The organism is Ruegeria sp. CG11 (genome assembly GCF_056537245.1).
On record NZ_JBQFRE010000014.1, the window covers coordinates 1 to 12,618 of the forward strand.

The 12,618-nt window shown below is 58.7% G+C and carries 10 protein-coding genes and 1 pseudogene; 5 read left to right on the top strand and 6 right to left on the bottom strand.

Translation table 11 applies throughout. The annotated features are described in order from the left end of the window. Positions 1-533 (bottom strand): annotated as a pseudogene (locus ACR0KW_RS19410) (IS110 family RNA-guided transposase); the annotation flags it as partial. A 138-nt stretch (positions 534-671) separates the two neighbouring features. Here ACR0KW_RS19410 and ACR0KW_RS19415 point away from each other — a divergent pair. The 5 genes from ACR0KW_RS19415 (at position 672) to ACR0KW_RS19435 (ending at position 6,330) form a co-directional block, all read left to right on the top strand. Continuing rightward, positions 672-1,664, top strand: a complete 993-nt coding sequence (locus ACR0KW_RS19415) for an aldose epimerase family protein (protein ID WP_480806457.1) — start codon at positions 672-674, stop codon at positions 1,662-1,664. 94 nt (positions 1,665-1,758) lie between these two features. Continuing rightward, positions 1,759-2,964 carry a YcaO-like family protein gene (locus tag ACR0KW_RS19420; RefSeq protein WP_480806458.1) on the top strand — a complete coding sequence of 402 codons (1,206 nt, stop codon included), beginning with the start codon at positions 1,759-1,761 and terminating at the stop codon, positions 2,962-2,964. After that, positions 2,961-4,271 (top strand): TfuA-like protein, encoded by a 1,311-nt coding sequence (locus ACR0KW_RS19425; protein WP_480806459.1) that lies wholly within the window; start codon positions 2,961-2,963, stop codon positions 4,269-4,271. The genes ACR0KW_RS19420 and ACR0KW_RS19425 overlap by 4 nt, the downstream gene beginning before the upstream one ends. A 43-nt stretch (positions 4,272-4,314) precedes the next feature. Then, a complete protein-coding gene (locus ACR0KW_RS19430; RefSeq protein WP_480806460.1) occupies positions 4,315-5,607 on the top strand; it encodes a gluzincin family metallopeptidase in 1,293 nt (430 codons plus the stop codon). Between the two features lie 147 nt (positions 5,608-5,754). Further along, entirely contained in the window at positions 5,755-6,330 is a 576-nt protein-coding gene (locus tag ACR0KW_RS19435; RefSeq protein WP_480806461.1) for a hypothetical protein, read from the top strand. A 72-nt stretch (positions 6,331-6,402) separates the two neighbouring features. Here the strand turns inward: ACR0KW_RS19435 and ACR0KW_RS19440 are convergent, their stop codons facing one another. The 5 genes from ACR0KW_RS19440 to ACR0KW_RS19460 form a co-directional block, all read right to left on the bottom strand. Continuing rightward, positions 6,403-8,172, bottom strand: a complete 1,770-nt coding sequence (locus ACR0KW_RS19440) for an adenylate/guanylate cyclase domain-containing protein (protein ID WP_480806462.1) — start codon at positions 8,170-8,172, stop codon at positions 6,403-6,405. Between the two features lie 92 nt (positions 8,173-8,264). Beyond that, entirely contained in the window at positions 8,265-8,909 is a 645-nt protein-coding gene (locus ACR0KW_RS19445; protein ID WP_480806463.1) for a GNAT family N-acetyltransferase, read from the bottom strand. A 192-nt stretch (positions 8,910-9,101) separates the two neighbouring features. Beyond that, the gene (locus ACR0KW_RS19450) at positions 9,102-10,046 is read right to left on the bottom strand and encodes a substrate-binding domain-containing protein (RefSeq protein WP_480806464.1); all 945 of its coding nucleotides are present in this window, start codon (positions 10,044-10,046) and stop codon (positions 9,102-9,104) included. Positions 10,047-10,082: 36 nt separating this feature from the next. Beyond that, on the bottom strand, positions 10,083-11,090 hold the full coding sequence (locus ACR0KW_RS19455) for an ABC transporter permease (protein ID WP_480806465.1): 1,008 nt from the start codon (positions 11,088-11,090) through the stop codon (positions 10,083-10,085). Further along, on the bottom strand, positions 11,087-12,613 hold the full coding sequence (locus ACR0KW_RS19460; protein WP_480806466.1) for a sugar ABC transporter ATP-binding protein: 1,527 nt from the start codon (positions 12,611-12,613) through the stop codon (positions 11,087-11,089). The genes ACR0KW_RS19455 and ACR0KW_RS19460 overlap by 4 nt, the downstream gene beginning before the upstream one ends. Positions 12,614-12,618: the final 5 nt, after the last annotated feature.

The following is a 12,618-nucleotide window of genomic DNA, read 5'->3' on the forward strand; positions in this document are numbered from 1 at the left end:
CCTGCGCCGCTTCCGGTATAGAGGCCTCACAACCTTCCACTATGTCGACCAGCTTATGGATGTTGCGGGCACCTTGCGGGACCACGTGACCTAGCTCTCCCAGGTGACCGCGTAGGGCATTGGTCAGCCGTATGCGTTGCCGAACCAGAAGTTCCCCGGGCTCGAAACACCATTGCTGCGCTTTGGGTCTCCTCACTTTTCACGGGGACAAAACGCATCGTCGGGCGGCTCGCAGCCTCACAGATGGCCTCTGCATCCGCGGCATCGTTCTTCTACCGCTTCACAAAAGGTTTCACATACGCTGGCGGAATAAGCCTGACATCGTGACCAAGGCGACCAATCTCCCGGCCCCAGTAGTGCGCGCTGGAGCAAGCTTCCATCGCAACCACGCAAAGAGGCAGCTGGCTGAAAAACTGGTGAACCTGATTTCGGCGCAGCCTCTTACGCAAAACCGTGCGGCCCAGTTCATCCGAACCATGAACCTGAAACACATTCTTCGCCAGGTCCAAGCCAATAATGCTAATCTGTTCCATAGACGCCTCCAAATCGGATTGTTTGCAAACCCACAATGGCACATCGAGGCCAGCGGGGGCGTCTACACCTTCAGATCCCCAAGTTTGGCCGCTATACACGTTTGGGCTGCCATCGACATCACGTTCTAAGAGGTCAGAATGCAACATACCTCTAAGCGCCAAACGCAACCGATTACGATTTCAAACGGGGTTTTGATGGCGACCCTGATGCCATTGGGGGCGACGCTGTGCGATCTGCGTCTGGACAGATTCGACCACTCCTTGGTGCTTGGATGGCGTGATCCGACAGAATATTTGCGCAGGGATGAGTATTTGGGGCCCATTGTCGGCCGCTGTGCAAACAGGATTTCATCGGGGTCATTTCACCTCGGCGGTGAGACGTTTGAGTTGAACCGTAATTTTCGCGACCGCCACTGCCTGCATGGCGGGCAGGATGGGGCCGCAATGCAGCTTTGGGAGGTTGCGCATTGTTCTGCGACCAGCGTGACATTCACTCTGCATTTGCCCGATGGGCACATGGGTTTCGGTGGAGATCTATTCGTGTCGGCCCGGTACAGCGTGGAAAACCCGGCGGCGTTGCGTCTGGAGATCGAGGCGCGTTCGGATGCTCCGACAGTCTGCAATTTTGCGCCACATTGGTATTTCAATCTGAATGGTGGCGGAGACATAACCGGCCACAACCTGCAGATCGCCGCCGATCGATATCTCCCTATTGATGATGATCTTATCCCCTTGGGCGATCCAGCACCTGTTCAGGGCACTGAGTTCGATTTCCGCACGCCTAGGATGGTTGGGGATTTCCCGTTCGACCACAATTTCTGCATCTCCGACCAGCGGACGCCGGAAAAGCCTGTGGCGGTATTGGAGTCCCCGCTGTCCGGTGTCCGGATGGCGCTGTCTTCTACCGAACCGGGCTTGCAGGTCTATTCCGGAACACATCTGAACCATCTGAAACGTGAGACCCTGTCCGGCGAACCATACGTGCCCTATTCAGGCTTGGCTCTGGAGCCGCAAGGTTGGCCGGATGCACCGAACAATCCCTCTTATCCCAGCGTGATCCTGCAGGCTGGGGAACGGTATCGCCATGCATCCCGGCTCAGCTTCAGCCGGTCAGCGCACCACAACGGTTGACCGAACGGATTCGATCCAGCATCCTGCGCCGTAACAGACTGACCCGGCGCGGTTATTTTTCATTGCGGTCATTTAAATTAGCAAGGTCCGAAACATGCCTGATGCATCGCAAAAGCAATATGTGCTGGACACACATCGGCTGCGCGACCCCGAACAGACCCTAAAGATCGTCCAGCCGTTTCTGAAAGACATGGGCATCACCCGGATCGCGAACCTGACCGGGCTGGACCGGATTGGGCTGCCCACGGTGATGGTTGCAAGGCCAAATTCCCGATCAGTTGCGGTATCGCTGGGCAAAGGGTTGTCGCTGCGCGCGGCCGAAGCCTCGGGTGTGATGGAAGCAATTGAATCCTGGCACGCCGAACGGGTTCAGCTGCCGCAACGGCTGGCCAGATATGCCGAGCTTGCCGAAGAAACCGCGGTGGTGGACGTAACCGCCCTGCCGCAAGTGACCAGAGGGCACTTTGACCCGCATGGCAATATGCTTTGGGTTCAGGGGCACGATCTGGGCACGGGTGGACCATGCTGGGTCCCGCTTGAGATGGTCGATACCGATTACACCAGCGCGCCGGTCGGCGGTCAGGCGGCCTTTCCCCGCACCACCAATGGGCTTGCGTCGGGCAACAATCTGGCCGAGGCCAGCTGTCACGCCATCTGTGAACTGATCGAACGGGATGCCACAACCCTGTGGCATCACCAACCGGGTTTGCCGCGTCTTAATCCCGATAGCGTCGATGATCCGCGCTGCCGTCAGGCGATTGAAATGATCACCGATGCGGGGCTGGAGGTCGGGCTATGGAACACGACCTCGGACGTCGGCATTGCCAGTTTTCGCTGTGTGATCTGCGAAGGTGGCGGGCAGCCCGGGCATATCGGCATCGGTGACGGGTGCCACCCGGATCGCGCCATCGCCTTGTTGCGTGCTCTGACCGAGGCGGCGCAGACGCGGCTGACCTATATCTCGGGCGCGCGTGATGATCTGGACCCCGAAGAATTCACCGATCAGGCCAAAACGGATCGCGGCAAATACGTGCGCGATTTGATCGATGGCACTGCGGCAGAGCAGAGTTTTGGCGACTGCCCGTCTCATGTAACCAACTCTTTCGACGAGGATTTGGAGCTGTTGTTGCAGCGGCTCTCCGCTGTGGGCGCCGCACAAGTGGTGATGGTCGATCTGTCTCGGCCGGAATATGACATCGCCGTGGTGCGGGCCGTTATCCCTCGGCTTGAGGCCCCGCATGACGAACCGGATTACATCCCCGGCCCCCGGGCCCGGCGCATCAGGGAAGATCTGACATGACGGCGGTGGTTTTTGTAGGTCCAACCCTTGCGCCAGAGGCGATCTCGGAATGTCTGGACGCCACGATCCTGCCGCCCGTTCGGCAGGGTGATGTGTACCGCGTAGTGGGCGACAAACCGACGGCGATAGGTATCATCGATGGATTTTTCGAAGGCGTGCCCTCGGTCTGGCACAAGGAAATCCTGTGGGCGATCGAACAGGGCATTCCGGTCTTCGGCAGCGCCAGCATGGGTGCCTTGCGCGCAGCAGAGCTGGCCGATTTCGGAATGATCGGCGTTGGCGGCATCTTCGAGGATTACTATGACGGCACGTTGCAGGACGATGACGAGGTTGCGGTGCTGCACAGCCCGGCTGAGTTGGGCTTTCAGCCTCTGAGTGAGCCGATGGTATCGATCCGTGCGACTGTGACGCAGGCTCAGACCGCCGGGATCCTGCCACCGGAAACGGCCTCTGAGGTGCTGCGCTGCGCCAAGACGATGCACTACCGTAATCGCTTCTGGCCAGACATTCTTGCGGCGCTGCAGGAACTGCCGGGCATTGCCAAATTCGCGGATTGGCTGCCGACGGGGCGCATCGACGCCAAGGCCCGGGATGCTGTTGCCATGCTGGAACGTATGTCGGAACATCTGGCCGGAAGCCCCCTGCCCCCGACGGACATTGCACGCACCGAACGCACTTTAATGTGGAAAGCACTGCGCGCACGGATCGATGCCGGGGACTCGGTCGCCGACCGCAACGTGATCGACGAATTGCGGCTGCAGCCAGAGCTTTACTCTACATTGAGGGACCGTGCGGTTCTGGCCCTGCTGTCGCGCGAGGAGGCCTCGGGACAGGATCGCACCCCAGAACGTGCCGAGCTGGTCCGGCAGATGGAGGACCACCGGGCCAATGTCGGCCTGTCACGGCGGTCCGACCTGATGGCTTGGATTGAAGCGAATGACCTGAACCCCGAGAGTTACGAGGCGATGCTGGCGGACGCTGCCCGGATCGAAGCCGCCACTGCGTCACGGGCGGGTCGTCTGGACACGCAGCTGCTGTCCGAACTGCGCCGTTCGGATCAATACACTCAACTGCGGGATCGGGCCGTTAGCAAGGCGGAACAGGCTCTTCCGACTGGCCAATCCGGCGTCGACCGGTTGCGGGTGCTGATGTGGTATTTTGAATCTCGCCTTGACCAGCCGGTACCCGATGATCTTGACTCTTACGCAGTGGCGCTTGGTCTGACCGGGCGCGATGCGTTTTTTGAGATGATAGAAGCCGAGTTTTTGTATTGCCACAAGGGTGCCGACAGCGGAGCCGCCGAATGAGAAGCCGCCGGATTTGACCGGGCACCACGCGGGAGGGCGTTTTGTGAACTTACCCGAACAGATCGAAGAAGAACCCGGCACCCGGTTTCTGCTGTATCCACAGTCTCCGTTTCTGGAGCCCAATGCCCAGTTGGAACTGGTCGAGATTTCTGCGCCACAGGGCAGCATCGGGCCCGGGCCGTCGGGGCCGCGCATGTACACGGTCGACCCGGTGGGGAAAACCACACCTTACGGCGCGATCGTGCCGGGGCCGAACGGACCGGGCATGTATCTGCCGCCCTGGGACGGTCAAATCCAACCGCCCCCCATGCCGGACGAGTTCGGCAACTTCATCCATATCGATCCCACCGACCCCGCTTTTGAGGCCGCGCATCTGTTCGGTTCGGCCCATTTCACCATGGATGTTTGGCAGGGTTATTTCGACCGCCCGATCCCGTGGCATTTTGCGCGTGACTTTGACAGGCTGGAACTGTCGCTGCTGCCCAGCCTCGACAACGCACATATCGGCTGGGGGTTTCTGGAAACCGGCGGCACCCATGAACACGGCGATGAATACCGTCCCTACAGCCTGAACTTCGACGTGGTCGCGCATGAAATCGGCCATGCCATCATCTACAGCGTGATCGGGATGCCGTCTAACGGCGATGCCTCGGGCGAGTATTATGGGTTCCATGAATCCGCGGCTGATCTGGTGGCTTTGCTGGCGTCGCTGCATTTCGGCTCGGTGGTCGATGACTTGCTGGAGAACACGCGCGGGAACCTCTATACCTTCAACCGCCTCAGCCGATTTGCCGAACTGTCGGAAAACGCGCAGATCCGAATTGCGGCCAATGACCGGTCCTTGTCGGAATTCGCTGCCGGCTGGTCCAGCGAGCACGCTTTGTCCGAACCCCTGACCGGCGCGATGTTCGATATCTTCGTCGATATCTATCATGAGCGTCTGCTGGTGCATGACCTGATCTCGCCCGAGGAAGAGCACCTGTCAGATCAGTTGGAAGGCTCACCTGACTACAGCCGTGTGATGCAGGGTATTTTCGACAAACGATACGCCGAAAACCCCGAAGGGTTCCGTATTGCCTTGCTTGAAGCACGCGACTTTCTGGGCACCTATCTGGCCGACACGTGGGAGATGCTGGACGCGGATATGCTCAGTTACTTCGGGGTGGAAAAGGCACTGCTGGCGGTGGATCAAGAGATCACAGGTGGTGCCTTCCGCAATATCATCGAAGGCAACTTCCGGATGCGCGAAATTGGGTTGACCACCGCAGGGCCGCGCCTGCCTGACCCCGAAGAAGACAGCCATTCGAATTCGGTCCGTACTCAAGTACCGGAGTAACGCCTAAAACCCTTTATTTTTAAATGGTTTTGTGGCATTCAATCGAGGGGTGATTATTGGAAGTAATTTGGCTCGTGAGTTTTCGGGTCTTCGTCAGGGGGGGCAAGGCGGTCACAGCTGTCGAGCCTGCAATTAGGAGATGAGTTTATGCCAGAGACTTTACTCAGTTTTTCCGAAGTGTTGATTTTCGGACGCGTCCTTGAGGACATGAAATACGTTGTCACCGACAAGCGCGGACAGGGAAATAACAAGCAGCTGGACAAGCAATTTGCCAAGGATGGTGAAGATGAGCCCCGGTTCGCCAAGATTTACGGCTTTGCCTATGAAGGTACGTATTACGACCTTCCCGAACCCGCAATTTTCCTTGTACATGGCAAAGGAAAAAGCGCCACGGATGGGAACCTGCCGGGGAACCTAGCGTCTCGGGCGCCCAACGATCCGTCAAAAAGCGGTGTTGCGGCCGCCGACTATCAGATGGCCAATGACGTCATGTACTGGGCCTATGACAAGGCCGACCAGACCATGCGTATGGATGTCACCGCAGGCATGTTCGAACAGGTTCTGCTGGACATCTATTTCGGGTTCGACAGCCCTGCAATCAGCGGCGCGCGTGTGAGTGGTGCTCGGGTCAGCGGTGCGCGTGTCAGCGGCGCCCGCGTAAGTGGGGCACGTGTCAGCGGAGCCCGGGTCAGCGGTGCACGTGCGCGGGGTTCAGAAGACTGATCCGGCACCAAGTTTACGGTTCACATCAGGTTGGATTTGCAAAAGGCCCCTGCCAAGCGGGGCCTTTTTCGTTCAGAAGCCTGCCTTTTTCAGCCCCTCAACAAAGTGCTGAGTGTCTTCGGGCAGACGGTCCGGCTGCACGCTCTCCCAGCGTTTCAGCGAGAAGTTGGGGTGCGCCTTCCGATGCCGTTCTGCAATGTCACGCGCGATGTCCAACTGATCGAGCTGCGCGAAACTGGCGGCCAGCAAGCGTTGTCCCTCGGTGGGGTTGTTCATCTTGTTGACGGCTTCAATGGAGTCTTCATAGCGGTGAAGATTGAAATATGCGCCGCCCAGATGCCACAGGTATTGGTCCGGGAAATATGGGTTCAACCGCATTGCCTGTTGGAGATGGGAGATTGCTGCTTCGTTGTCACCATAGTGCGCCAGCGCATCGGCGTAATCGGAATGCATGTCAGCGTCATTCGGGTTCAGTGCCAGAGCACGGCGATAGGATTGCAGCGCCGCGTCGTGTTCCTTGCGATACAGGTGCACATAGCCCAATTCGCCAAACCCGCGCGCGTCGGTGGGGTCCAGCTCGATCGCGCGCTGCGCAAAGGTCAGGGCCTGATCCAGCGCGGTGGCAGGGTCCTCGGACCAAGAATAGCGCCAGTCGATATTCAGTGTCCGCGACAAGGCCGCCGCCGCGCGGGCATAGCCTTCGTCCAGTTCAAGGGCCGACTCGTAGAAGCTCTGCGCTTTGCGGTTGTCGTTTCGTGTGTACTTGAATATGTGGTGCTGACCCTGAAGCACGGACCCATACGCCTCCAAGTCGGACGGGATCGCCTGAATCATGCGCCGCTTTTCGTGCGATTCAATCATCACTGCGGTGGCCGCCACGATGCACTCGGTCACTTCGTCAAGGATGTCGAAAATATCGTCGATCTTGCGATCAAATCGTTCGCCCCAGATGGTGCGTTCGGTTGTGGCGTCTACCAGTTCCGCTGTGATCCGGATACGGCTGGCCGACCGTCGCACACTGCCCCGGGCGACATAGCGCACGTTCAGCTTTTGCGCGGCCTCTTTCGGCGGCATCGCCTGAGTTTTGAAGAAAAAAGACGAATTCCGCGCGATCACGAACAGATTGCGGAACTTGGACAGGTTCATGATGATGTCGTCGGTCAGTCCTTCGGCGATCCAGCTGTCGGACTCGTCGCCGCCCTGGCTGCTGAAGGGCAGAATGGCGACCGAGGGCGTGTCGGGGCGTTCCAGCACGTCTCCGGGAAGGTCGGGCCGCATCGTCCCGGCCATCGTCGCCCCGGCAACCTCGCTGCGCACGCAATAGGTCGAGATGGGCGACAGGATGTTCTTGAGCTTTTTCGGGCCAAGAAATTCATACCCGTAACGCAGGCGGTTGCAGACCTGATCATATACTGCAGAACTGACGTAAACCCTTTCAGGTTCCGCGATTTCCTGAAGCCGGGCGGCGATATTGACGTTGTCGCCATGGATGCCACGATCATCGATCAGAATCTCGCCCAGATGGACGCCAGCGCGGAACATGAGGCGCTGATTATCCGTGCGTTCCTGGTTGTGCTGGCTGGCGATACGATGCAGCTCCACCCCGAACTCGACCGCGCTGGTGGCGGTGTCAAACAGGGCCAGAATACCGTCTCCGCGCACCTCGACCACCCGGCCCTGAAACGCGGCACAGGTTTCTTCCAGCTGAGACATCAACAACTTCAGAGCATTATATGTATCCAGCTCATTCTCGCTCATCAGACGCGAATAACCGACGACATCGGCAAACAGGATGGCGCCCAGCTTCTGCGTGATGGTAGGATTTGGACTTGTGGTGTTCACATTCAATACTCTTCTGAGGGGCTGCGTTCGAACCCTATCGTCAGTTTATAGCAAAATGTGCTTTTGCACTCAGAAAGCAAAATCACACCCCGTTACTCACACTCATCAACTTGCGGTGGCCAGGACCAGCCTGAAATCCTATCCGACCCGAAGGTAACGATCGTCCCCGGGTCCAGTTCCTTTGCCAAGATGGGGCGTCTGTCCATCCAATCCTGCTTGAGAACACCAACGACGATCATGTCGTGAAATGTTCCATCCGCGTACCAGGCTTGCCGCATGGTTCCTTCGACTTGACATCCCAGCCTTTCCACAAGGTCGCGGCTAATGTGGTTATCGTCGCGATAATACGAGGTAAGTCGGTTCAAGCCAAGCTGGCGGAACGCAAAATCCACAACCAGAGCGGTCGCTCTGATAGCCAAACCTAACCGTCTGGCTGATTTTTCAACGAACATGGCGACAACGGCGTCCCGATTGACCGAGGATATGGCCTCAAGGCCGGCCAGCCCCAGAACCTGCCCGCTGTCGGATTCGACAGCGAACCAGCACTTGCAGCAGCTTCCGGATGCGTTGAAGACATCGCTCCAGACTTCCTCGGATTGTGCCAAATTGAACGGAATGCGCGATGTGCGGTCAAATCGGGCGAGGTCCTCGATATCTTGAAACCAGGGGGTGATGGCCTCCAGATCCGCCTTCTCCAGGGGGCGCAGCTTGAATACGCTGGTGGGTTTGTCTGGCAATGGATCAACTACCCTTAATATAAGTTAGAAAATACATTCCGGACCCTAACACACTTGTTCAACAAATACGAAATGAGAATATGTTAGCTTCGGCAAGTATGTTCCGAAGGGCCTTCGCGTGACTGACCGAGACCAAACGGAAACCGGCCCGCCTGAAGCAGGCCGACCGGTTCACCGTGAGTGGTTTGGGTATTAGTCGTACAGAACGGCCGAGATTTTCGGGTCGTCCATGTTTGACGCGTCGTAGTAGTAAAAGCCGGTGTCGATCAGGGCCGGAACCTCTTCGCCGTTCAGGGCGGCAACAGCAGCTTTGACCGTTTCATAACCGATCCCGACCGGGTTCTGGGTAATGGCACCTGCCATCAGGCCGCTTTTGATCGCGTCTTTCTGGGCCTTGCCGCTGTCATAGCCGATGATGACCAGCCCTTCGGTGCCCAATTCCTGCACGCCGTTCACCACGCCGATGGCCGACCCTTCGTTGGTGCCGAAGATGCCGTTCAGGTCCGGATTTGCGGTCAGGATGGCCTTGGTGACCTCGGTTGATTTCAGGTGGTCGCCCTGGCCGTATTGAACGGTGACGACCTCGATATCGGGGTATTTCTCGGCGATGCGATTAACGAAACCGTCGCGCCGGTCGATACCGGTGCGGCTGGTCTGGTCATGCGCGACCACGGCGACCTTGCCTTTGCCACCGATCTTCTCGGCCATCTTGTCTGCGGCCAGCCCTGCGGCGGCCAAATTGTCTGTGGTTGCGGTCGAGACCGGAATATCGCTGTCGACGCCGCTGTCAAAGGCGATGATCGGGATTCCTTTATCGGCGGCTTGTTTCAGCAGTGGAATGGCGGCCTGGCTGTCCAGCGCGGCAAAGCCGATCGCCTTGGGATTATTGGCCAGCGCTGCGGCCAGCATGTCGATCTGACGATCTACCATGGTCTCGTTGTCGGGGCCTTCGAAGGTGATGTTCACGCCATATTCGTCTGCGGCCTGTTCCGCGCCGAACTTCACCGCCTGCCAGAACTGATGCTGGAAACCTTTGGACACCAGCGGAATGTAGATGTCCTCGGCCGCGGCCATCGAGGCCGGTGCGGCAAGAGTGGCAGCGCTCAGCGCCCCCAGAATGAAACGACGTGTAAACATGTTCTTCTCCTCCTAGTTGGTCGTTTGTATGTTTGTTCAGCCGGTTTTCTTGCGCCGCGCCATGTCGGCATAAACGGCCAGAATGATAATCGCGCCGGTCACGACGGTCTGCCATTCCTGGGCCACCGACAGCACGCGCAAGCCGTTTGTCAGCACCGCCATGATCAGAGCCCCGATCAGCGTACCCAGAATGGTGCCGCGCCCGCCGGACAGAGATGTACCCCCAATTACCACGGCAGCGATGGCCTCCAGCTCATAGCCCAGACCCAAAGCGGGCTGTGCCGAGTTCAGGCGTGAAGCGATGAGGATACCCGCGATACCGCAGATAGCTCCGGCCAGCGCGTAGATGCGCATCTTCCACATGTCGGTGTTCACACCGGACAGGCGCACCGCCTCTTCGTTTGACCCCAACGCAAAAGTGTAGCGCCCCAGAACCGTGCGCCCCAGAATGTACGAGGCTGCGATGGCCACGAGGAACAGGATCAGCACACCGTTCGGAATGGGAAGCGCCGGAAAAACCTCTCCGATCAGCGATCCGCGCGAAATCTGGTCGAATCCCGGCGTGTCGTTGAAATAGATCGGCCGCGTGCCCGAGATAACAAGCGACAAGCCTTTGAGGATCAGCATCATGCCCAGCGTGGCAATGAAGGGCGGGATTTTCATCTTGGCGACAAACGTGCCGGAGCACAGCCCGCAGAGCGCACCCGCGGCGATGGCCGCCGCAACACCCAGCAGCAACGGCATACCCAGATAGGTCAGCACCACCCCCGCGATCACCGCGCAGAATGTCATCAGCGTGCCCAGCGACAGATCGATCCCGCCGGTGATTATGATCAAGGTCGCGGCCACGGCCAGCACCCCGTTAACCGAGGTGGCCTGCAGAATGGCGATCATGTTCGAAGTCTGCATGAAATTCGGCGACGCGATCGAAAACCCGATCAGCAAGGCGATCAAACTGGCAAACGCCAGCAGCTTTTGATAGGCGCCGCTTTCCGACAGACCCGCGAGGGGTTTCTTTTTGTCGATATCCGTGGCTGTGGTCATTGTGCTGTCCCTGTTATCTGCATCGCCGCCTTACGTTGGGTGGCCAGATGCATGATGTCTTCCTGAGTGGTGTCTTTCCCGCCGGGTAGGATGCCGGTCAGGCGGCCCTCGCACATGACGGCGATGCGATGGCTGAGGCGCATGATCTCGGGCAGTTCAGACGAAATCACGATGATCGTCTTGCCCTGATCCGCCAGTTCTTCGAGCAGCTTGTAGATCTCGGACTTTGCGCCCACGTCGATGCCGCGGGTGGGCTCGTCAAAGATCAGAATGTCGCAGTCGCGCAGCAGCCATTTGGCAATGACAACCTTCTGCTGGTTGCCGCCAGACAGCAGTCGCACCTCCTGCACATCAGACGGGGTGCGAATGCCCAACTGCTGGATATAGCTTTTGGCGGTGGTGCTGATCTCACCGTCGTTCAGAACGCCACCCGTTGTGGTGAACAGGTCCATCGAGGCCAGCGCGATATTGTCCCGCACGTTCATACCGGTGGCCAGACCAAAGTGCTTGCGGTCTTCCGACAGATACCCGATCCCAGCGCGCACCGCGTCTTTGGGCGACTTGATCGAGACCGGCTTTCCATGGACACGGATTTCACCGCTGTCCTTGGGGTCGGCCCCGAAAATAGCCCGCGCCACTTCGGTGCGCCCTGCCCCCATCAGCCCGGCAAAGCCCAGGATTTCACCCTTCTGGACCGAGAAGCTGACTTCGCGGATATCCTTGCCCCGCGTCAGGTTCGACACCTGCAATGAAACCTCGGCCTCACCCAGATCAGGCACGATTAGAGGTTCCTCGTTCACCTCGCGCCCCACCATCATCGCGATGATCCGACTGATCGGCGTGCCCGCCGCGTCCACGGTGCCAACATATTCACCGTCACGCATCACGGTGACGCGGTCAGCAATCTGTTTCAGCTCATCCATCTTGTGGCTGATGTAGACGATGCCGACGCCTTCGGCCTTGAGACGGCGGATGATCACGAACAGCTCGGCAATCTCGGCGTCGTTCAGCGCCGCTGTGGGTTCGTCCATGATCAGAACCTTTGACCGGTAGGACAGCGCCTTGGCGATCTCGACCATCTGCTGTTTGGCGATGGTCAGGCTGCCAACCAGAGTCTTCGGGTCCAGAGACAGGTTCATCGAGGCGAAAATCTCGGCGGTCTGCGCGTTCAGCGCGGCCTCGTCCAGTCGGCCGAGACTCTTGCGCGGTTCGCGCCCGATAAAGATGTTTTGCGCAACGGTCAGGTCGTTCATCAGGCTCAGTTCCTGATGGATGATGCCGATGCCCAGGTCCTGCGCCTCGCGCGGGGTGGTGGGGCTGACCGATTTGCCTTCGATCACCAGATCGCCGCCATCGCGCTGATAAATCCCCGACAGGATTTTCATCAGCGTGCTTTTCCCGGCCCCGTTCTCGCCCATCAGCGCGTGCACCTCGCCCGGAAACAGATCGAACTGCACGGATTTCAGCGCGTGCACCCCGGGGAAGTGTTTGTCGATCCCCGTCATGTCGACCAGTTTTGTCATTTCTC

What these genes read in the sequence shown, in the direction of transcription:
- ACR0KW_RS19415 (WP_480806457.1), top strand. Translation starts at nt 672, where the DNA reads ATGCAACATACCTCTAAGCGCCAAACGCAACCGATTACGATTTCAAAC.
- ACR0KW_RS19420 (WP_480806458.1), top strand. Translation starts at nt 1,759, where the DNA reads ATGCCTGATGCATCGCAAAAGCAATATGTGCTGGACACACATCGGCTG.
- ACR0KW_RS19425 (WP_480806459.1), top strand. Translation starts at nt 2,961, where the DNA reads ATGACGGCGGTGGTTTTTGTAGGTCCAACCCTTGCGCCAGAGGCGATC.
- ACR0KW_RS19435 (WP_480806461.1), top strand. Translation starts at nt 5,755, where the DNA reads ATGCCAGAGACTTTACTCAGTTTTTCCGAAGTGTTGATTTTCGGACGC.
- ACR0KW_RS19450 (WP_480806464.1), bottom strand. Translation starts at nt 10,046, where the DNA reads ATGTTTACACGTCGTTTCATTCTGGGGGCGCTGAGCGCTGCCACTCTT.
- ACR0KW_RS19455 (WP_480806465.1), bottom strand. Translation starts at nt 11,090, where the DNA reads ATGACCACAGCCACGGATATCGACAAAAAGAAACCCCTCGCGGGTCTG.
- ACR0KW_RS19460 (WP_480806466.1), bottom strand. Translation starts at nt 12,613, where the DNA reads ATGACAAAACTGGTCGACATGACGGGGATCGACAAACACTTCCCCGGG.